Genomic DNA, 18,989 nt, shown 5'->3' on the forward strand with positions numbered 1-18,989 from the left:
CATCTAAAATATATTTATAACTTTGCTAAAAATTATATTGCTTTGAGATCTTTTTTTACTTTCTTCCTTTGTATATCTGTGTTCAATTTGGCCGGGCAAACGGCACGTGTTTCGGGAACTGTCACTTCTGGTGGCAACCCGGTTGAATTCGTGAATATTTACCTGGAAGGAACAGAAAAAGGAACAACCACAGACAAAAGCGGAAAATATTCATTAGAAGCTCCCCTGGGCCACTATGATATTGTAGTAAAGGCAATAGGGTATAAGACCATAAAAAGCCACCTGGACCTTTTAAAACCTGAACCTCGAAAAATGGACTTCGCCCTACAGGAGGACATTACAGGTCTGGACCAGGTGGTTATTTCTGCCAGCCGAACAGGTCAACTGAGGCATACCGCCCCGGTGATCGTTTCGGTTACCTCTTCAAAAGAATTTAAGGCCACCAATTCCATAAGTTTGAGTGAAGGCCTCAATTTTCAACCCGGTTTAAGAATGGAAACCAATTGCCAGAATTGCGGCTTTTCCCAGGTGCGAATGAACGGACTTGACGGTGCCTATTCACAGATCCTTATTGACAGCAGGCCGGTCTTTAGCGCCCTTAACGGAGTTTATGGGCTGGACCAGATCCCTGCCAATTCCATTGATCGTATAGAAGTTGTACGCGGAGGTGGTTCGGCCTTATACGGATCAAATGCCATTGCCGGTACCATCAACATCATCACAAAAAAGCCTACTGAAGATCATTTTGAGGTCGCCGCAAACGTCGCTGCGATCAACGCAGAAGCCGGTGACAAGGCTGTAACCGTGAACGGCACCATTTTATCCAATGACTTCAATGCCGGAATGAACGTTTTTGGGATGTTCAGGGATCGTAATCCGTATGACCACAATAACGATGGCTTTACCGAGATCACTACCGTGGAAAATAACACTTTTGGTTTTAAATCCTTTTTTAAGCCTAACGACCGCAGTGAATTAAGCGTGGATTTTCATACTATCCAGGAGTTTAGACGCGGCGGAAACAAATTACACCTTGTACCTTTTGAAGCCGATATTACCGAACAGATAGAAAGTGAAGTAATAGGCGGCGGCATCACCTACGAAGCCTTTTCAAAAAATAAAGAGATCAGGTACTCGCTTTATAGCACGGCACAGCTTTCTGAAAATGAGAATTTCTACGGAGGCAAAGGGGAAACATATGAAGAAAGCATTAAAGGCTTCGGAAATTCTCTTGATCATACCTATTTACTGGGAGCCCAATTCTCTCTGCCGCAGGAAGATTTTCTTGGTTCCCCGGCAACCTTCACTGCCGGCGGGGAATTCAAGAACAACTTAATGCGGGACCGCAAACCTGGCTATAGTGCAAAAATAGACCAGAACCTTAACATTTTAGGCATCTATGCCCAGCAGGAATGGCAGGCGACGAATAAACTGAAAATACTTGGTGGTCTTCGGGCAGACCTGCACAATGCAGCCGATGAAAATGTGGTTTTCAATCCGCGGCTGAATTTGCTTTATTCACCAACCGAACAGCTCCAGTTTCGTACCAGTTACGCCAAAGGTTTCAGGGCACCCCAGGTCTTTACCGAAGATATCCACGCCCGTATCGCAGCGGGGGAGGTTAGCCTGGTCACCTTTTCAGAGGACCTGCAGTCTGAAACCTCTCACAGCTACCTGGCTTCGGTAGAATGGAGTAAAAGCACCCTTGAGCAGAATTACCGGCTTACCTTTGAAAGCTTTTACACCCGGCTCCAGGCTCCCTTCATTCTGGAACTCATTTCAGAAACCGTTTATGAAAAGAGGAACGGCGAAGGGGCAAATGTTTATGGCCTCAACCTGGATGCTGTGTACGCGCCAAATGAAGACTGGATCCTGCAAATGGGAGGGACGCTCCAGAAAGCACTTTATGATTCCCCGGTGAGGTATAGCGATGATCCTGAAGTTTCCCTTGACCACGCCCGCAATTTCTTTAAATCGCCTAATATCTACGGAAACTTCATTCTTACTTACGCGCCGGTGAAGAACTGGCAGAACAACCTTTCAGGGGTTTACACAGGAAGCATGTATGTGCCTCACCTGGCAGGCTACATTGAAAAGGACAGGCTTGAAAAGACCCGTGACTTCATGGAACTGAATTTTAAAACCGCCTATACTTTCGAACTCGCAAAGAATTTTCAGCTGGAGCTAAACCTGGGAGTGCAGAATATTTTTGATCATTACCAGCAGGATCTTGATATGGGGGTGAACCGGGATGCCAGCTATGTCTATGGACCGTCCAGGCCTAGAACGGTTTTCGTAGGTTTCAAGTTCGGAAATAAACTGCTACAATAAGCCTTTTTAGAACCCTCGCTCCTTCTGGATCTGCTCGTAAGCTTCCTGGACTTTCCTAAACTTTTCCTCGGCACCTTTGATGTAAGCCTCGTCCATGTTCTGGATCTTATCTGGGTGATACTTTTTGGCCATGGTCCTGAAGGCTTTTTTCACCTCGGCGTCGGTGGCCGATTTCTCGATCTCCAGGATCTTATAAGCATTATCGGTGGTCTTGAAAAACATGGCCATGATGCTTTCAAAATCCTTCACACCCAATCGCAAATACTTTCCTATCTCCCTTATCTTGTTCGCTTCGGCGGTACTCACCTGCCCATCGGCATTGGCTATGCTAAAAAGAAAGTGAACGATCTGCAGCCGTGCCGCATATTGGGTGCGTTGCGCCAGGAACTGGGCGATCCTTGCCGCGTTCATTTCCCTTTTGTTCACCACCTCATTAAATGTTCTGAAAATGGCATTTGCACGATCTTTTCCATAGGACTGTACAAAATACATCCTCACGTAATCCATCTCCTGCTGGCTTACCTTGCCGTCTGCCCGAATCACAATGGCAGAAAGCGACAGCAGGTGCAGCTCGAAATCTCCGGGGGTGACCCGCTCTTCCCGCCCAAACATGCCAAAACCACCACCCTTTCGGGAAGAAGAAGTAAGGTTATCAATAAGACTTCCAATAATAAATCCTAAAATAGCTCCCCGAAATCCGTAGAACATGAATCCTAACAGGGCAGCGATCCATTTGATCATGCACAAAATTTTTCAGAAGCAAAGATAACATTTTAAAGCTCTCAGCGCGAAGCAGTCTTCCTTTAAAGCCTTTAGCAGCCAAAGCTTTATCCCTGAGAAATTTACACAGCTTAACTTAATTTGGTATCTTTGCAGACTATTAAGTCTTAATAAAAAAATTAGATATATGTATCCACCGGAATTAGTAAAGCCAATGCGTGAGGATTTGACGAGCATTGGATTTCAAGAATTACATACAGAAGCAGAAGTTGATGAGGCCATGACCAAGAAGGGAACCACCCTGGTAGTGGTGAACTCGGTTTGTGGTTGTGCCGCGGCAAATGCACGCCCGGGAGCCAGAATGTCTCTACAGAACAGCAAACGCCCAGATAACCTGTACACTGTTTTCGCAGGAGTTGACAGGGAAGCTACAGATAAGGCCCGTGATTATATGGTGCCGTTCCCTCCTTCATCGCCATCTATGGCTTTGTTCAAGGACGGGGAGCTAGTTCACATGCTAGAAAGACACCACATTGAAGGCCGTCCGGCCGAAATGATCGCAGAGAATTTGATGGAAGCATATAACGAATTCTGCTAAGATCCTTCAAAAAGAACATTTTAGGCTGTGGATAAACCCACAGCCTTTTTTTATACCCTTTTACCACTTGTACCACCCGAATTATTTTGAGAAATTGCCCCTGATTTCTGCAACCACATTGAAATGAAAAAAATAAAGAAGCTCCTCGCCTACCCATTATCTCTTCTGTTCTATTTATTTTTCTTTTTGACCCTCCTCATATTTCACCCTATACAGTGGCTCAGCCTGAAGCTGGGAGGATATCAGGCGCACAAAAAAAGTGTGGATATCTTCAATTTTTTCCTGCTGCGTTGCCTCAACATTCTGGGCACCAAGTACAGTTTTGAAAATGAGCATGAACTGCCAACCGACAGGCCCTGCATCTTTGTGGCTAACCACCAGGGGATGTATGACATACCGCCTATTATCTGGCACATGCGAAAGCACCACCCAAAATTCGTGAGCAAAAAAGAACTCGGAAAAGGCATTCCCAGCATCTCTTATAATTTAAGGCACGGCGGAAACCTGCTTATTGACCGCAAGAACGGCCGCGAAGCTCTGGTGAAAATGGCAAAATTCGCCGGCTACCTCAACAAGAACAATCGGTCTGCTGTGATCTTTCCTGAAGGTACCCGCAGTCGTACAGGAGCGCCTAAAAAGTTCGCCGTACAGGGACTGCAATTACTCCTTAAGAAAATGCCCGAAGCTACTGTTGTTCCAATCACCATCAACAATTCATGGAAGCTTTTTCGCTACGGAAGCTTTCCGATGGGAATTGGAACGCATATCAAGTTCAAGGTTCACGAACCTATTCCGGTAAACTCCGATGCGCCCGAAAATCTGGTGGCGGTTGTAGAAAGGACCATAACTGCAGATATCAGATAATTATGGAAAAGGATAAGATCCTGAAGAACACCCGAAGGTTTGTTAAAACCACCCTGCAGAATGCCGAAGGCGGACACGACTGGTTCCACATTCAAAGAGTGGTAAAGAACAGCAGAGAAATTGCCGCTGGCGAAGACGTGGATCATTTCATTGTCGAACTTGGAGCTCTCCTGCATGATATTGCCGATTCAAAATTCCATAACGGCGATGAATCTGTGGGACCTATCGTGGCAAGCGAGTTCTTAAAGGAGCAACAGGTTCCTGAGAATGTAATTGATCATGTGGTCAAGATCATTGAGAACATCTCCTTTAAAGGAGGAAATATTGAGCAGGAATTCACCTCGCCTGAACTGGACGTGGTACAGGATGCCGATAGGCTCGATGCCCTGGGAGCCATAGGTATTGCCCGAACTTTCAATTACGGCGGGCACAAAGGCCGCGCATTATATGATCCGGCCATTAAGCCGAACCTCAACATGAGCAAGGAAGAGTACAAAGCTTCCACCGCGCCAACAGTAAACCACTTCTATGAAAAGCTGTTTTTACTGAAGGATCGTATGAACACAAAAACCGGCAAAAAGATCGCTGAAAGAAGACACCAGTTCATGGAATTGTTCCTGGAAGAGTTCTACAGGGAATGGGGCACAGAATCTGAAGAGGAAGCCTAAAAAAGTTTAAGTTGCCCGTCTTTATACTGCTCGTGAAGATCACAATTGAGCACCGGCCGCTCCCTGCCTGAAAGATATTTTTTTCTCCCAATGGCAAACTGCTGGGATATCTGGTCGGCAATGTTGCCCTCGCCTTTCATACGCGTACCAAACCTGCTGTCATTAAGAGTTCCATTGTGACATTCGGCTATTTGATGCAGTACTTTATCGGCTCTGTCGGGCATCGCTCTTCTTATCCATTCAGAAAAAACCTCGCCTATAGCGCCATTAAGTCTTACTACGGTGTAACCTACCCCACACGCGCCCCTTTCGGCAATTTCCTTGATCAAAGGCAATATCTCATGACTATTTATTGACGGAATAATGGGCGCCATCATCACATTGACAGGAATGTCCTTTTCGGAAAGTTTCTCAATGGTCTGCAGCCTCTTTTTAATGCTAGCAGTTCTAGGTTCGAGCAGCTGCCGGGTCTTTTCCTCTAACGAAGTGATCGAGAGATTGACCCGCACCAGGTTATCCTTTGCCAGCTCTTCCAGGATATCTATATCTCTTTGAATAAGGGCATTTTTGGTGATGATGCCCACGGGATGCTTGTATTTAAGGAAAAGCTGCAGCAACTTTCGGGTTATCTGCAGCTTTCTTTCTATGGGTTGATAACAATCTGTATTTCCTGAAAGCACTATGGGTGCAGCCTTCCAGCTCTTACTTCTCAACTTTTGCTCGAGCAACTCCACTGCGTTCCTTTTAACAAGGATTTTCTGCTCAAAATCCAGCCCGGGTCCATATCCCCAGTACTCATGGGAATTTCGAGCATAGCAGTAAACACAACCATGTTCACATCCCTGGTATGGATTGAGGGAAAATTCCAGCCCCACATCGGGGCTGTTCACCTTGTTGACTATAGTATTCGGAAAAGTGTCTATAAAAGTGGTTCTGCTATCTGTTGCTTCCTCCCCTTCTGCAGCACAATAATTGAGGAAATCGTCCCTCATTTCATAGCTCAGTTCAAAGAACCTGTTGGCTACCTGGTGCTGCGCTCCTCTACCCTCAATATGCTCGTTCCCCTTCACAGGAACAAAATTAGGAAAATATCCTAATTATTGGAAAATTTCCATACAATTATTTTCCGGGGAAATCTGCTTTGCGCTTGTTGAGAAAGGCTGAAGTTCCTTCTTTGAAATCTTCTGTTCCAAATGATCTTCCGAACTCCTCTATCTCTATTTCAAATCCGTTCACACCGTCTTCGTAGTTGGCATTCACGGCCTTTATAGCTGCTGAGATGGCCACCATGGAATTTTTCATGATCTTACCGGCGATCTGCTCAGCCAGAGACAACAAGTCCTCAGGAGTGGTCACATGATTCACCAGATTATATTCCAGTGCCTGCCGGGCATCTATCATACCTGCGGTCATGATCATCTCAAAAGCCCTGCCTTTACCCACAAGCTGAGGCAAACGCTGCGTGCCTCCATAACCAGGTATTACCCCAAGAGAAACTTCGGGAAGACCCATTTTTGCGTTGTCACTGGCTATCCTGAAATGTGCTGCCATAGCAAGCTCAAGACCGCCACCCAAAGCAAAACCGTTGATCGCGGCGATCACGGGCTTGGAAAAGTTAGCAACATAATCAAACAACTGTGTCTGGCCTTCAGCTGCAAGTCTTTCTCCTTCTTCCCGGGAGAAATCGGCGAATTCACTAATGTCGGCACCTGCAACAAAAGCTTTTTCCCCGCTTCCGGTAAGGAGGATCACCTTGGCATCCTTATCCTCCTGCGCCTTATTAAATGCCAGGTGCAGCTCGTGTATGGTCGCCTTATTCAGGGCATTGAGCTTCGAAGGCCTGTTGATGGTGATTGTTGTTATTCCGTTATTATTTTCGAATAAGATGTTCGTGAATTTCATATTGGTTTAATTTGGAAAACGCACCTTAAAGATAGTGCCTTTATTTAATTTAGAAGTAAAACTGATGCTGCCGTCGCAGCTCTCCACAATATTTTTGACCATGGCGAGCCCCAGTCCCATCCCGCTTGATTTTGTGGTGAATTTAGGTTCGAACACTTTGGGTTTGTTCTCTTCAGATATCCCGGTTCCGTTGTCAGAAACAGTGAGGCAGGCATAACCTTCCTCTTCGGTCACCGCTACGAGTATTGCCGGATTTTCCACATCTTCAGTTGCCTGAATGGCATTTTTCACCAGGTTTGTAACCACCCGGATCAACTGGGTGCGATCAAATTTTGCCAGGATCTCCTCTTTTTCCGCAGAGAACAAAATATATTCTTCATTAAAAATATCCAGGGCCAGCTTAACTATCTTCGGAACGTTCAAAGTTTCATTCTGCTGAGCCGGCATCTTCGCAAAATTCGAAAAAGCAGAAGCGATGGAGCTCATGGTATCTATCTGATTGATCAGGGTATGGCTGAATTCCTTAACCTTCTGGTCGATATTGGGATCATCGCGATCAAATTTCCTTTCAAAATTCTGAACGCTGAGCCTCATAGGGGTGAGCGGATTCTTGATCTCGTGCGCCACCTGCTTGGCCATTTCACGCCACGCCTGTTCCCGTTCACTGGTAGCCAGCTTCACCGCGCTTTCCTCCAGCTCATCGATCATACTGTTATAGGCGCTCACCAGCGTAAAGATCTCCTCACTTACGTTACCAATATCTATTTTTTGATTGCGTTTGTCCAGCCTGGTCTCGGTTATTTTATCTGAAATGGTCTTAAGACTACGTGTGATGTACTTAGATAGAAAATATGCCAGCAGGATAGCGATCAACAGCATGAACAGGTAAACCTCCACCAGCCTGATCAAAAAATTATGCAGGTCACGGGTGATGAAGTAGTCATCCTCAAGATATGGCAAATTAAGAATTGCCAGCGGCATGAACTTATTATCGGTAATATAGGTGTAAGAAGACTGAAATTTTTTATCGTTCTTGGTAGTGTGCCTTAGAACCCTCTTTGTTGAGGAAGTTTTAAGCCCCTCCATAATGGTTTCATCAAGCTGCAGATCGGTTGTATCTGGGAAGAATGATTGTTTTGACCTAAGAATAAGATCACCTTCGAGACTGTAAATATTAAGAGGCATATTGTGCACCTGGGAGATCTCGTGGATCTTTCCGCGTTCTTTCAGGATAAGCGTGATATTCTCCTCCTTCACCTCATAAGTGGTGCTCTCAATAACGAATTTGATGTTCTCACGAATGGCTTCTTCCTTTCTTTCGAGCCGCTCCTGGTGATATTCCTTAGCCTCTTCCTTGTATTGATACACGGTGATAGCGGCGATAAGGATCGACGCCAGCAACACCAGTAAGATCATAGAAAGAAAGATACGTGTGCGTAAGGAGAATTTTAAAGGCTTCATGAAGTCATATTACGCTTTAAAGGTAACAATTATCAAACCATTCTAAAGTTCGGGATTCTTTGATCTTAGCCGCTTGTATACTTTAATTCCAAGCATCAGCATTCCGGCAAGTAAAAAGATGCCCACCACTCCATAGATCCAGTTCACTGCGTCTTTGACGATCACCAGGAAAACAACGGCGAAAAGTATGAGGGTGGAAACTTCGTTCCACATGCGCATCTGGTTGGAGTTCCACTTGATCACATCCCTCTGAAGCTCTTTGAAGATCAAGTGGCATTTACCATGATAGAGATAAAGGAGCAGTACAAAGCCCAGTTTTACCAGCATCCAGTCCATTTTCAGCCAGGCCGGATTTATGAATAACAGCCAGAACGCGAACAAACTGGCAAGAATAGCCGAAGGCCAGGTGATGATATACCATAGTCTTTTGGTCATCAGCTTTAGTTGTCGCGTCAAAATATGATTTTCGGGCTCAGGTTTTTGAGCAGCTTCAATATGATAGATGAAAAGGCGGGGAATGTAAAAAAGTCCGGCGAACCAGGTGATCACAAAAATGAGATGAAGCGCCTTGATGTAATTGTAGTATTCCAATTTCTGAAGTTTAAATTTCAGGCATCCACACCGCACCAGGCTTCCGCACTTTCTGCCTCTTCACAAAGATAGGCAATCACTTTTCTTTCTGCTGAAAATTCTCCGGAAGGTTATTCCTCAGGAGAAGCCACAGGTTGCATAGCCCATTCATCTATCCAACGTGCCAGCACCTTCACCCATTCATCCCGGTCGTTGAGACAGGGCACCACTGTGAATTCCTTACCGCCTACCTCCTCAAAGATCTCTTTGCCTTCCATAGCGATCTCTTCAAGAGTTTCAAGACAGTCTGAAACGAAAGCAGGAGTAACGATAGCCAGTTTTTTAGTGCCTTCCAGACCCAGTCGTTCAATGGTCCTGTCTGTATAAGGCTTCAACCATGGGTCAAATCCTAATCTTGACTGAAAAGAGACCGAATATTTATCTTTTTCGAGTCCCAGGTATTCCGCTACCAGGCGTGTGGTTTCAAAGCACTGGTGCCGGTAACAGAACTGGTGTGCTGCCGATGGGGTCTGGCAGCATTTGTCGTCCATTTTACAATGGGATCTAGTGATATCGCTCTTCCTGATATGTCTCTCCGGAACTCCGTGATAAGAGAACAAAAGATGTTCGTAATCAACCCCTTCCAGTCTTTCTCCAATGCTGTTGGCCAGAACTCTTATGTAATCTGCATGATTGTAGAAAGCCGGAACCGAAGTGAACTCCATCTTCGGAAAATGCTTTTTCCGAAGCTCTTCGGCCAACACTAAAATGGTTTCTGTTGTTGCCATAGCGAACTGCGGGTAAAGCGGAAATACCAGCACCTCATCCACACCCTTGTCCTGCAACTCCTGAAGTCCGCTCTTGATGCTTGGCTTTCCATAGCGCATGGCCAGGGCAATAGGCACCGAAGTAAGTTCATCAACTTTTGCCTGCAGCCTTTCAGAAAGCACCATCAAAGGCGAACCTTCTTCCCACCAGATCTTTTGATAAGCCTCGGCAGATTTTTTAGGCCTGGTGTTCAGGATGATTCCCCGCACCAAAAGCGTGCGCGCCCAGTAAGGCACATCGATCACCCGCTCATCCATAAGGAACTCGTCGAGATATCTCTTTACATCCTTTGGATCTGTACTGTCTGGAGATCCTAAATTAACCAGTAAGACGCCTTTGCTCATAGCCTGAAATTTGTGTGCGAAAGTACGATTTATAAATTTTTGAGTAAAAGATCGGCTCCATTAAAGATCAATAGAACCATTGAAAAGCCTTATCTGCCTATCCGGCATCAGAAGTGAGCGACATCAGGTACTTTTTAGGGGTGGTCCCGAACTTCTTTTTAAAAGCCGCGATAAAGTGGCTGGATGTGCTGTAACCCACCTTCAGCCCCACCTCGTTCACGTTGAATTCTCCGCTGTCCAGCAGCTTTCGGGCGTATTCCATTTTGTAATCGAACAAGAAACTAAAGACAGAGTCTCCGTAGATCTGTTTAAAACCTTCTTTCAGCTTTTTCATGCTCAGGCCAATTTCCCTTGACAATTCCTGGAGTGAAGGCGGTTCGGCCATGTTAGCGATGACAATATCCTTGGCTTTCCTTATTTTCAGCACATTTTCCTCATCGGTAAGGAATGGACACTGTTCCACATCGGGTTCTTCGGACCTATTGAAATAAAGACTCAGAATTTCATAGGCCTTAGCTTTATAGTATAGGTTTTTGATAGTGGGAACTATATTGTAGTTGGCCAGCTGGTTGAGCACGATCACCATTCCGGGAGAAAGTGGCGCATCTTTATAGTACTGTTTATCCCGGTTCTCCAGATTCAAAAAGCTGATATAGCCGGCTTCTTCAGAAAACAGGGCGTGAAATTTTTTGATGGAGATGACGATCGAGATCACCCAGCTGTTTGGCTGCAGCTCAAGATCAATAGGCAGATCCCTTTGCGGATTATAGAGTAGCAAAGAATTCTCTTCGAGCAGTGGAATCTTATAACTCCCGTTATTAAAGAAGAATCGCCCCTCCCCTTTTCCAGAAAAATGGAACTGGATAAACTTGCTGTTGATGTTGCGGGTCACCTTTACCGGCTGCTTCTGCTCGTTATTGAACTTAAGAAGATAGAAGCCTTCTTCAAGTTTTGTCTTTTCAAAAATTCCTCCAGCGATGTTTTTTTCTTTCTCCTCCATGATGACCTTGATCATAAAATAACGGACAAATTTGCCCAATTTTTCCGAAACCCCTAGTTTCATAGGTAAAATTACGCAAAAATATGATTTGTATCAGTTTTCTGCCGAAAATCACGTGCAGCGACACAAAATGTACTTTCAGCGTTGTTTTTTAAAATAACCTTAACTTAATTTTGTTTCCTCAATTCCTAATCAGGTACATGGAGGATTACAACATATCAAGAGGAAAGCATTTTTATACCATTGGCCTTAGTTATAAAAAAGCCGATGCCGAGATTAGAGGACATTTCAGCCTTAGCGACGAAGCCAAACAAAATTTGCTGAAACAGGCAAAAGACGAAGGTATTGACGGGCTTATTGTCACTTCTACCTGCAACAGGACCGAGATCTACGGTTTTGCACAACATCCTTTTCAATTGATCAAACTGCTTTGTGAGCATACTCACGGAACAGTGGAAGAGTTTGAAAAAGTAGCTTACGTATATAAGAACAAAGAAGCCATTTCTCACATGTTCAGAGTGGGAACCGGGCTTGACAGCCAGATCCTTGGCGACTTTGAAATAATAAGTCAGCTTAAAATTGCCTTTGTCCAGTCTCGTGAAGCCGGGGTGGCAAATGCGTTTTTTGAGAGATTGATCAATGCGGTGATACAGGCCAGCAAAAGGATCAAGAACGAGACCCAGATCTCGTCGGGTGCTACTTCTGTAAGTTTTGCTTCAGTCCAATATATTCTGAACAATTTCGAAAAACCGGCAGAGCAGAACATCCTTCTCTTCGGAACCGGAAAAATTGGAAGGAACACCTGTGAAAACCTGGTGAAACACACCAAGAACCACCATATCACGCTGATCAACCGCACCAAGGACAGGGCCGAGAAGATCGCCGGAAAGTTTGATCTTTCGGTGAAGGATTACGCCGATCTTCAGGCAGAGATCAGGCAGGCTGATATTCTTATTGTTGCTACAGGGGCACAACACCCAACGATCACCAAAGATCTTATTTATAATAAAAAAGAGCTGCTTATTCTTGACCTTTCCATTCCGAAGAATGTTGCCGATGACGTACAGGAGCTGGAGGGCGTGAAGTTGATCCATTTGGACCACCTTTCACAAATGACCGACGAGACGCTGGAACGCAGAAGGGAATCCATTCCGCAGGCAAAAGCGATCATAGCCGAAATTGAAGGGGAGTTCAACCAGTGGCTGGAAACCCGAAAATTCGCTCCTACCATCAAAGCTTTGAAGAAGAAGTTCAAGGCCATGAAAGATGCGGAGATCGATTTCCAGAGAAGAAAGATCACAGGTTTTAACGACCAGCAAGCCGAGATCATTAGTGACAGGATCATTCAGAAGATCATGAACCACTTCGCTAATCATCTTAAGGGAGATTCCAACACCACCGATGAAAGCCTGGAGTTGATCCAGAAAATGTTCCAACTGGAAGAACCCGTGAGAAAATGAAAAAGACCATAAGGATAGGCACCCGCGACAGCGAACTGGCCATGTGGCAGGCGAAGACCGTGCAGAGCGCTCTGGAAAAACTGGGTCATAAAACAGAACTTGTGCCGGTAAAATCACAGGGCGACCTGGTTTTGGACAAACCCTTATATGAATTCGGAATTACAGGGATCTTTACCAAGACCCTGGATGTGGCGATGCTTACCAACACTATAGACATAGCCGTGCATTCCATGAAGGATGTTCCCACTGCCCTTCCGAAGGGAATAGTAGAGGCTGCAGTTCTAAAAAGGGCACATACGCAGGATATTCTGGTCCACAAAGGAACCGATTTTTTAAACGAAGAAGGGATCATCGCCACCGGAAGCCTTAGAAGAAAGGCTCAGTGGCTGCACAAATACCCGAATCATGAGGTGGTAGATCTCCGCGGAAATGTGAACACCCGCCTGCAAAAGCTGGAAGACAACAACTGGAACGGTGCTATATTCGCCGCTGCCGGCCTGGAAAGGATCAATCTTACTCCGGAATCTTATGTAGATCTTAAATGGATGATCCCGGCACCCGCCCAGGGCGCCATGCTGGTAGTTGCTAAGGAAGAAGATGAGTTCTGCAGAAAAGCCCTTATTGCTTTGAACCATGAGGAGTCATCGATCTGTGTTCATATAGAAAGAGAGTTTCTTCGTACCCTTGAAGGAGGATGTACCGCTCCTATCGGCGCTCTTGCCGTGATCGAAGATGAAAAAATTCATTTTAAAGGCGCACTGTTCAGTATAGATGGAAGTCAGAAGCTGGAAGTGGAAAAAAGCATTCCAGTTTCGGAAAATAAGGGCTTTGGAAAAGCCTGTGCAGAGGAGATCCTGGCATCGGGCGGAGCAGAATTGATGAAGCAGATCAAGGACTCCATCAAGAACATATGAAACACCTGTTGTCTACCAAAAAACTGGAGCCTCACCAAAAAGAGCTTTTATTGAATGCCGGGTTTAGCGTGGTAGAAAAGGATTTCATAAGTATCATTCCATTAGATTTTCAGCTGAACACGGTTCCGGAAAACCTTATTTTCACCAGCAAGAATGCGGTGAAGGCAATTCTGAAGCAGCCAGGTCTAAAGGAACTTCAGGAAAAGAAAGTGTTTGCCGTAGGTGATAAAACTTCGGATTTTCTGGAACAAAATGGATTCACTGTTTCTGAAACCACCAACTATGGAAATGATCTGGCCCACAAGATCGTGGCTGAACACAAAAAGGAAAAATTCCTCTTTTTCTGCGGAAAAAAAAGAAATCCTGACCTTCCGGAAAAGCTAAAAAAGAATAATGTTTCTATGGAAGAGATCGCGGTGTACGACACTGTTTTCTCATCCACCAAAATTGATCGTATCTTTGATGGAGTTCTGTTTTTCAGCCCCAGCGGAGTGAAAAGCTATTGTTCCTTGAACGATATATCAAGTAGCACTGCTTTTTGCATAGGAACCACAACAGCTTCCGAAGCAAAAAAGCATACCAAAAATATTATAGTTGCCGCCAAACCTTCAATAGAGAATGTGATTGTACAGGTGGTAAAACATTTTAAAAACTGACCTGCAAGGTTTTCAAAACCTTACAGGTCTGGCACAGGTAATTAATCAAGACCTACAAGGTCGAAAAAGACCTTTCAGGTCTTCTCAAGTAAGAAAATGAAATTAGAAGTATTAGAAAAAGATCGTTTTTACCATATCTACAACAGGGGGATTAATGGGTGTAACATCTTTTCTAATGATGAAAACAGGAATTACTTTCTTAAACAATACCAAAAGTACCTGGTGGATAAAGTATCAACTTTTGCTTATTGCCTTCTCCGGAACCATTTTCACTTCGTAATAAGAATTGATGGGGAACCTAAAGAAGTTACTCAAGGCTTTTCAAATTTCTTTAATTCTTATGCCAAGGCCTACAACAAGGCTGAAAACAGAACCGGCAGTTTATTTGAGAAGCATTTTAGGAGAATAAAAGTGGATAGCGAAAAGTATCTGAAACAAGTAATTATCTATGTAAATTTAAATTCCCAAACCCACTTTGGGAAAGATTACAAAAACTATTTTTTCTCATCATACAAGGAAGTAATAAGTGGGTCTTTTAATATTTTGAAGACAGAGGAACTTCTTGATCTTTTTGGAGGTAAAGAGAATTTTAAGGAAGTCCATGATTCTCGCAGAATCTTCTTGTCTGAACAGCTAACATTAGAATAACATTATAATTATGATAAAGAACGATCTATTTCTAAGAGCCTTGAAGGGCGAAACTGTTGAACGTCCCCCGGTATGGATGATGAGACAGGCAGGACGTTACCTGCCCGATTTCATGAAGCTCAAGGAAAAATACGATTTTTTCACCCGTTGCCGTACTCCCGAGCTGGCTACAGAGATCACCGTAATGCCCATTCATCAGGTAGGAACAGATGCCGCTATACTTTTCAGCGATATTTTAGTGGTTCCGCAAGCGATGAATATTGAAGTGGAGATGAAACCCGGAGTGGGTCCATGGCTGCCGAATCCCGTGCGGACCATGGATGACGTGCACAAGGTGATCGTACCCGATATCGATGAAACGCTCGGTTACGTGCTCGATGCCGTAAAAATGACAAAGAAGGAACTCAATGATGAAGTTCCCCTGATTGGGTTTGCAGGCTCTCCCTGGACCATTCTTTGTTATGCCGTACAGGGACAGGGTTCTAAGAACTTTGACATTGCAAAGAAATTCTGCTTTACCAATCCGCAGGCGGCACATACCCTGCTTCAAAAGATCACCGATACTACCATTGCCTATTTAAAAGCAAAAGTTGAGGCCGGAGTTGATGCGGTGCAGATCTTTGATTCCTGGGGCGGCATGCTCTCACCTAAAGATTACGATGAGTTCTCCTGGAAATATATTCAGCAGATCATCGACGCTTTAAAAGGAGATATTCCGGTCATCGCCTTTGGGAAAGGTTGCTGGTTCGCTCTTGATAAAATGGCCGTTTCGGGCGCTTCTGCCCTTGGAGTGGATTGGACCTGCTCGCCTGAAATGGCACGAAAATTAACCGGCGGGGAGATCACCCTTCAGGGTAATTTCGACCCGAGCCGATTGTATTCGCCGCCTTCAGAAATAAAGGACATGGTCTGCACCATGATCGATGAGTTCGGAAAAGACCGATATATCGTCAACCTGGGCCACGGGATCCTACCTGATATCCCGGTAGAGAATGCCATTGCTTTCGTAGAAGCCGTTAAAGGGTACAAAAAGTAGAACATGAAAGAGAAATTTTACGCGTACATCCAGGACCTGCAGGACAGGATCACTTCCCGGCTAGAAGAGATCGACGGAAAAGCTGTTTTTCGCGAAGATATCTGGAAGCGTAAAGAAGGTGGCGGCGGCCGCACCCGCGTCATAGAAAAAGGTAGCGTTTTTGAAAAAGGCGGCGTGAACATCTCCAAGGTACACGGCCCCCTGGCGCCCGCCATGCAGCAATATTTTAAGGTGGGAGATGTGAATTTCTTTGCCTGTGGCCTAAGCCTGGTGCTGCACCCAAAAAGCCCTATGGTTCCCACCGTTCATGCCAATTGGCGTTATTTTGAGATGTATGACCAGGAGGGTAATACTATCGACAGCTGGTTTGGCGGCGGTCAGGATCTTACTCCTTATTACCTTTTTGAAGAGGATGCCACGCATTTCCACAAGGTCTGCAAATCGGCCTGTGACCGGCATGATCCTCAGTTTTATCCGGAATATAAGCAGAAGTGCGATGAATATTTCTGGAACTCCCACAGGGATGAAGCCCGCGGAATTGGCGGATTGTTCTTTGATTATTGCAAGGCTTCTGAAGAAAGATCTATGGAAGACTGGTACAGCTTTGTGACCGATGTGGGAAACAGCTTCCTCGATGCCTACATTCCCATTGTTCAAAGCAGAATGGATATGCCTTACGCAGAACATAACAGAAAATGGCAGGAGATACGTCGTGGCAGGTATGTGGAGTTCAACCTGGTGCACGACAAAGGCACTCTGTTCGGATTGAAAACCAACGGCCGAATAGAAAGTATTTTAATGAGTCTCCCGCCACATGTTCAATGGGTATATGACCATCATCCCGAACACGGCAGCGAGGAAGAGAAATTATTGAAAGTATTGGAGAAGCCCAGGGAATGGTTGTAAAAAAGTTGACAGAGGACGGTGGTCAGACTGATTAAATATAAATAATTAAGGGCATGTCATTCATTATTCGTGAATTCGTGGCAAAACCCTGAACGAACTTTAAACTTTGAAATCGAGATGTTGATAAGAAACCGAAGATTACGTTCCAGCGAAGCAATAAGAAGCCTGGTGAGAGAGACCAGCCTTTCCCCAAATGATTTCATTGTGCCGCTATTTGTGGTGGAAGGAAAGGATGTAAAAGAAGAGATCGCTTCCATGCCCAACTATTTTCGATACAGCCTTGACCTGCTTGAAAAAGAGGTCAAAGAGCTTTGGAATTCAGGCTTAAAGGCGGTACTGGTCTTTGTAAAAGTCCCTGAAAAACTGAAGGACAACGAAGGAACGGAAGCTTTGAATGCTAACGGACTCATGCAGCGAGCAGTGAAAACCATAAAAAACGCTGTGCCTGAAATGCTGGTGATGACCGATGTTGCGTTAGATCCTTACTCCTCTTATGGCCACGACGGAATAGTGGAGAACGGCGAGATCCTGAATGATGCAACTACCAAAGTACTGGCAAAAATGGCACTTTCCCATGTTAAGGCAGGAGCCGACTTCGTCGCGCCAAGCGACATGATGGACGGACGTATACTGGTGATACGGGAATTGCTGGAAAAGAACAACTACGACAAGGCCGGGATCATGAGCTACAGTGCCAAGTACGCTTCGGCATTTTATGGACCTTTTAGAGATGCTTTGGATTCCGCTCCCGGCTTTGGTGATAAGAAAACCTATCAGATGGATCCTGCCAACCGTGAGGAAGCCATAAAAGAAACACTGATGGATATTGAAGAAGGTGCCGATATTGTCATGGTCAAACCAGGTCTTTGTTACCTGGATATTGTAAGAGACATCCGCAATGCTGTAGACGTTCCTGTGGCTGTATACCAGGTGAGCGGAGAATATGCCATGATCAAGGCCGCAGCAGAAAAAGGCTGGCTGGACCATGATGCGGTGATGCTTGAGCAGCTTACCGCCATCAAAAGAGCCGGCGCGCAAATGATCGCCAGCTACTTTGCCAAAGATGCTGTTAAATTACTCTAACTGAACAACTTTTCAGTTAAATTTACAGGGTGAAAATAAGAGAGAATTTCTTCGGAAGATTCCTTGTCCTGCTGCTGGCGATTTTCAGCCTTGGGGGAAATCATCTTTTTGCCGGAACTCTGCCTGAAATCCGGGAGGATCATTCTCCTTCCGAAGAAACTATAATAGCTGCCCATATTTACCTTTGGGCGACCAGGGAAAATCCCGCACCCGAATTTTCAGAAGCTTCAGAATACCATTTTGTCGGAGATTTTAATGAAAAGGAGCATCTTACTTTTCTAAAGCTTATTTCCTTTAACGTTGATCTCCCCTTTGACTACACAAGGGATATCCGAAGATCTATCACAAACCTCATTTTTCCGACTCATTTTTTCTTGTGAAACCTGCAGTTCCTGATCTTCCTAAGCATCAGGATAACCCGCACTACAAATTGTTTCACATTAAAAAATTTAATAATGGATACTTCTGCCACCCTATTGGGGCTTGGCCTTTTAATGGCTTTCATAACACCAATTGGTTACCTGATCATTGACCAGTCTCGCCGTGAAAAGGCAAGAAAAAAGATTTTATTCAACACTGCATCAGACTTTGACCTGCAGCTTTCAAAACTCCTTATTTTAAGAAGTCTTTCGCTTGGCCTGGACCAGGAGCAACGTAAATTACTTGTCATTGATCCTGCCAATAAGAACAAACCTCAGGTGATCGATCTTCCTGAGTGCAAAATTCATCTGGTCAAAAAATACTTGAACAACAACCCTACAGGCTCGGTTGATGACCTTACTGAGATCTCGCTGCAATTTCACTGCTCCAAAATGGAGAAAAAGATCAGCTTTTTTCAGAAGGATGTTGATCCAGTGACCGAAACGGCCGATCGGCTTCAAAAAGCCCTTGAATGGGAGAAATTTTTGGTTCACGTAAAATAGTTCCAAAAACCGCTTTTTTTACAAACAGGGGCTTTTGCTCCTGTTTTTATTTTCAGGCAGCAGCATCATCCCCTGCC

20 protein-coding genes are annotated in these 18,989 nt (G+C 44.8%); 13 read left to right on the forward strand and 7 right to left on the reverse strand.

What is annotated here, in order from left to right; all coding sequences use genetic code 11:
- Positions 1–42 precede the first annotated feature (42 nt).
- A complete protein-coding gene (locus tag BLS64_RS01710; RefSeq protein ID WP_093111102.1) occupies positions 43–2,331 on the forward strand; it encodes a TonB-dependent receptor in 2,289 nt (762 codons plus the stop codon).
- 6 nt (positions 2,332–2,337) lie between these two features.
- Here BLS64_RS01710 and BLS64_RS01715 read toward each other — a convergent pair whose 3' ends face one another.
- Positions 2,338–3,072, reverse strand: coding sequence for a TerB family tellurite resistance protein (locus tag BLS64_RS01715; protein WP_093111104.1), 735 nt, complete (start codon positions 3,070–3,072; stop codon positions 2,338–2,340).
- A gap of 166 nt (positions 3,073–3,238) precedes the next feature.
- Between BLS64_RS01715 and BLS64_RS01720 the strand changes: the two genes are divergently transcribed.
- From BLS64_RS01720 to BLS64_RS01730, 3 genes are all read left to right on the forward strand, one after another.
- Positions 3,239–3,649 carry a BrxA/BrxB family bacilliredoxin gene (locus BLS64_RS01720; protein WP_093111106.1) on the forward strand — a complete coding sequence of 137 codons (411 nt, stop codon included), beginning with the start codon at positions 3,239–3,241 and terminating at the stop codon, positions 3,647–3,649.
- A gap of 132 nt (positions 3,650–3,781) precedes the next feature.
- Positions 3,782–4,513, forward strand: coding sequence for a lysophospholipid acyltransferase family protein (locus BLS64_RS01725; RefSeq protein WP_093112243.1), 732 nt, complete (start codon positions 3,782–3,784; stop codon positions 4,511–4,513).
- 2 nt (positions 4,514–4,515) lie between these two features.
- Positions 4,516–5,181, forward strand: coding sequence for an HD domain-containing protein (locus BLS64_RS01730; protein WP_093111108.1), 666 nt, complete (start codon positions 4,516–4,518; stop codon positions 5,179–5,181).
- On the opposite strand, the gene BLS64_RS01735 is transcribed toward BLS64_RS01730, so the two are convergent.
- The 6 genes from BLS64_RS01735 to BLS64_RS01760 form a co-directional block, all read right to left on the reverse strand.
- Complete coding sequence (locus BLS64_RS01735; RefSeq protein WP_143019257.1) at positions 5,178–6,251, reverse strand: PA0069 family radical SAM protein; 1,074 nt, start codon at positions 6,249–6,251, stop codon at positions 5,178–5,180. The two genes, BLS64_RS01730 and BLS64_RS01735, sit on opposite strands and share 4 nt — an antisense overlap.
- A gap of 49 nt (positions 6,252–6,300) precedes the next feature.
- The gene (locus BLS64_RS01740) at positions 6,301–7,083 is read right to left on the reverse strand and encodes an enoyl-CoA hydratase/isomerase family protein (RefSeq protein WP_093111110.1); all 783 of its coding nucleotides are present in this window, start codon (positions 7,081–7,083) and stop codon (positions 6,301–6,303) included.
- A 6-nt stretch (positions 7,084–7,089) separates the two neighbouring features.
- The gene (locus BLS64_RS01745; RefSeq protein ID WP_093111112.1) at positions 7,090–8,544 is read right to left on the reverse strand and encodes a sensor histidine kinase; all 1,455 of its coding nucleotides are present in this window, start codon (positions 8,542–8,544) and stop codon (positions 7,090–7,092) included.
- 42 nt (positions 8,545–8,586) lie between these two features.
- The gene (locus BLS64_RS01750) at positions 8,587–9,135 is read right to left on the reverse strand and encodes a CopD family protein (RefSeq protein WP_093112247.1); all 549 of its coding nucleotides are present in this window, start codon (positions 9,133–9,135) and stop codon (positions 8,587–8,589) included.
- A gap of 110 nt (positions 9,136–9,245) precedes the next feature.
- The gene (gene hemH / locus BLS64_RS01755) at positions 9,246–10,286 is read right to left on the reverse strand and encodes a ferrochelatase (protein WP_093111114.1); all 1,041 of its coding nucleotides are present in this window, start codon (positions 10,284–10,286) and stop codon (positions 9,246–9,248) included.
- A gap of 97 nt (positions 10,287–10,383) precedes the next feature.
- A complete protein-coding gene (locus BLS64_RS01760; RefSeq protein WP_093112249.1) occupies positions 10,384–11,286 on the reverse strand; it encodes an AraC family transcriptional regulator in 903 nt (300 codons plus the stop codon).
- A 200-nt stretch (positions 11,287–11,486) separates the two neighbouring features.
- Between BLS64_RS01760 and hemA the strand changes: the two genes are divergently transcribed.
- The 9 genes from hemA to BLS64_RS01805 all read left to right on the forward strand — a co-directional run bounded on the left by hemA (position 11,487) and on the right by BLS64_RS01805 (position 18,912).
- Positions 11,487–12,746 carry a glutamyl-tRNA reductase gene (gene hemA / locus BLS64_RS01765; RefSeq protein WP_093111116.1) on the forward strand — a complete coding sequence of 420 codons (1,260 nt, stop codon included), beginning with the start codon at positions 11,487–11,489 and terminating at the stop codon, positions 12,744–12,746.
- The gene (gene hemC, locus BLS64_RS01770; RefSeq protein WP_093111118.1) at positions 12,743–13,660 is read left to right on the forward strand and encodes a hydroxymethylbilane synthase; all 918 of its coding nucleotides are present in this window, start codon (positions 12,743–12,745) and stop codon (positions 13,658–13,660) included. The genes hemA and hemC overlap by 4 nt, the downstream gene beginning before the upstream one ends.
- On the forward strand, positions 13,657–14,316 hold the full coding sequence (locus BLS64_RS01775; RefSeq protein ID WP_093111120.1) for a uroporphyrinogen-III synthase: 660 nt from the start codon (positions 13,657–13,659) through the stop codon (positions 14,314–14,316). The genes hemC and BLS64_RS01775 overlap by 4 nt, the downstream gene beginning before the upstream one ends.
- A 96-nt stretch (positions 14,317–14,412) precedes the next feature.
- A complete protein-coding gene (locus tag BLS64_RS01780; RefSeq protein ID WP_093111122.1) occupies positions 14,413–14,964 on the forward strand; it encodes a hypothetical protein in 552 nt (183 codons plus the stop codon).
- 10 nt (positions 14,965–14,974) lie between these two features.
- Entirely contained in the window at positions 14,975–16,000 is a 1,026-nt protein-coding gene (gene hemE, locus BLS64_RS01785) for a uroporphyrinogen decarboxylase (RefSeq protein WP_093111124.1), read from the forward strand.
- A gap of 3 nt (positions 16,001–16,003) precedes the next feature.
- Complete coding sequence (gene hemF / locus BLS64_RS01790; RefSeq protein ID WP_093111126.1) at positions 16,004–16,906, forward strand: oxygen-dependent coproporphyrinogen oxidase; 903 nt, start codon at positions 16,004–16,006, stop codon at positions 16,904–16,906.
- A gap of 111 nt (positions 16,907–17,017) precedes the next feature.
- The gene (gene hemB, locus BLS64_RS01795) at positions 17,018–17,989 is read left to right on the forward strand and encodes a porphobilinogen synthase (RefSeq protein WP_093112251.1); all 972 of its coding nucleotides are present in this window, start codon (positions 17,018–17,020) and stop codon (positions 17,987–17,989) included.
- 29 nt (positions 17,990–18,018) lie between these two features.
- Positions 18,019–18,369 (forward strand): hypothetical protein, encoded by a 351-nt coding sequence (locus BLS64_RS01800; protein WP_093111128.1) that lies wholly within the window; start codon positions 18,019–18,021, stop codon positions 18,367–18,369.
- Between the two features lie 75 nt (positions 18,370–18,444).
- Entirely contained in the window at positions 18,445–18,912 is a 468-nt protein-coding gene (locus BLS64_RS01805; RefSeq protein WP_093111130.1) for a hypothetical protein, read from the forward strand.
- Positions 18,913–18,989: the final 77 nt, after the last annotated feature.

Origin of the sequence: Salinimicrobium catena (assembly GCF_900102915.1) — a bacterium.
Classification (GTDB): domain Bacteria; phylum Bacteroidota; class Bacteroidia; order Flavobacteriales; family Flavobacteriaceae; genus Salinimicrobium; species Salinimicrobium catena.

What these genes read in the sequence shown, in the direction of transcription:
- BLS64_RS01715 (WP_093111104.1), bottom strand. Translation starts at nt 3,072, where the DNA reads ATGATCAAATGGATCGCTGCCCTGTTAGGATTCATGTTCTACGGATTT.
- BLS64_RS01720 (WP_093111106.1), top strand. Translation starts at nt 3,239, where the DNA reads ATGTATCCACCGGAATTAGTAAAGCCAATGCGTGAGGATTTGACGAGC.
- BLS64_RS01730 (WP_093111108.1), top strand. Translation starts at nt 4,516, where the DNA reads ATGGAAAAGGATAAGATCCTGAAGAACACCCGAAGGTTTGTTAAAACC.
- BLS64_RS01740 (WP_093111110.1), bottom strand. Translation starts at nt 7,083, where the DNA reads ATGAAATTCACGAACATCTTATTCGAAAATAATAACGGAATAACAACA.
- BLS64_RS01745 (WP_093111112.1), bottom strand. Translation starts at nt 8,544, where the DNA reads ATGAAGCCTTTAAAATTCTCCTTACGCACACGTATCTTTCTTTCTATG.
- hemH (WP_093111114.1), bottom strand. Translation starts at nt 10,286, where the DNA reads ATGAGCAAAGGCGTCTTACTGGTTAATTTAGGATCTCCAGACAGTACA.
- BLS64_RS01760 (WP_093112249.1), bottom strand. Translation starts at nt 11,286, where the DNA reads ATGGAGGAGAAAGAAAAAAACATCGCTGGAGGAATTTTTGAAAAGACA.
- hemA (WP_093111116.1), top strand. Translation starts at nt 11,487, where the DNA reads ATGGAGGATTACAACATATCAAGAGGAAAGCATTTTTATACCATTGGC.
- hemC (WP_093111118.1), top strand. Translation starts at nt 12,743, where the DNA reads ATGAAAAAGACCATAAGGATAGGCACCCGCGACAGCGAACTGGCCATG.
- BLS64_RS01775 (WP_093111120.1), top strand. Translation starts at nt 13,657, where the DNA reads ATGAAACACCTGTTGTCTACCAAAAAACTGGAGCCTCACCAAAAAGAG.
- BLS64_RS01780 (WP_093111122.1), top strand. Translation starts at nt 14,413, where the DNA reads ATGAAATTAGAAGTATTAGAAAAAGATCGTTTTTACCATATCTACAAC.
- hemE (WP_093111124.1), top strand. Translation starts at nt 14,975, where the DNA reads ATGATAAAGAACGATCTATTTCTAAGAGCCTTGAAGGGCGAAACTGTT.
- hemF (WP_093111126.1), top strand. Translation starts at nt 16,004, where the DNA reads ATGAAAGAGAAATTTTACGCGTACATCCAGGACCTGCAGGACAGGATC.
- BLS64_RS01805 (WP_093111130.1), top strand. Translation starts at nt 18,445, where the DNA reads ATGGATACTTCTGCCACCCTATTGGGGCTTGGCCTTTTAATGGCTTTC.